Annotated in this window: 1 protein-coding gene; it reads right to left on the reverse strand. The window is 67.1% G+C overall.

Annotated features, from left to right (window positions below; genetic code table 11):
* Positions 1–12 precede the first annotated feature (12 nt).
* Positions 13–978: an IS481 family transposase gene (locus C1I92_RS32930; protein WP_111258837.1), complete on the reverse strand. Its 966-nt coding sequence runs from the start codon at positions 976–978 to the stop codon at positions 13–15.
* Between the last annotated feature and the right edge of the window lie 18 nt (positions 979–996).

Genomic DNA, 996 nt, shown 5'->3' on the forward strand with positions numbered 1-996 from the left:
TGTACCCGGCCATCAGGTTGGTAGCAGGCGGCTGATCGGTGGGCGTCCTCCGAGTGCGCTGTGGCGGCGTTCAGTGTTGTAGTGCTCGAGCCAGGGTGCAAGTGCGGCGGTGCGTTCGTCGTTTGTGGCGAAGGCCTGCCGGTAGGCCCATTCGGTCTGCAGGGTGCGGTTGAGGCGCTCAACCTTGCCGTTTTGCCAGGGGCAGTGGGGTCTGATGAACTTCTGCCGGATGTCGTGGGCGGCGCACACGTCGCGCAGCGACCACCGGTAGGCCCACGCGTTGTCGGTCATCAGCCGCTCGATCCGGGTGATGCCGTGGACGGCGAAGTAGTCGATCGCGCGCTGCAGGAACACTGCGCAGGTCGGACCCTTCTCGTCGGGCAGCACTTCTGAGTAGGCCAGCCGGGAGTGGTCATCGACGAGTGAGTGCACGTAGTCAAACCCGACCTTGGTGTCGCGGTCACGCTGGATCGACCCACTGGCGCGCCCGTGAGCGCGCCAACCACCACCATCAGGGATGCGGCCGAGTTTCTTCACGTCCATGTGCACCAGCTCGCCCGGTCGCCCGCGTTCGTAGCGGAGCGCGGTCTGCTTGGAGGACCGGATCACCTCGCCGGTGACCTGGTCGCACTCGCGCAGGTACGGGACACGATGGCGACGCAGGATCCGCGACACCGTCCGCGGTGGCACGCCGACCTTCGGGCCGAGCACATCAGGCCCATCACGATGCTCGGCACGGGCAGCAAGGACCTCCTGCTCGATCTCGTCGCTGGTTCTCGTGGGCATCGTGTGCGGCCGCGAGGACCGGGTGAGCAGGCCGGCTTCGCCTTCAGCGGCAAAGCGGTCGATCCAGGTCTTCACACACTTGCGGGAGACTCCCATCGCAGCGGCGATGTGGGCCTGGGGCCAGCCGGCCCGGTGGCGTTGAACGATCAGGCGGCGACCATGCACGGTCAGCCGGGCACTACCGTGGGACACGAGAACCTCCGGGTGGAG

It is taken from the genome of Jiangella anatolica (assembly GCF_003236295.1).
GTDB classification, from domain to species: Bacteria; Actinomycetota; Actinomycetes; order Jiangellales; family Jiangellaceae; genus Jiangella; species Jiangella anatolica.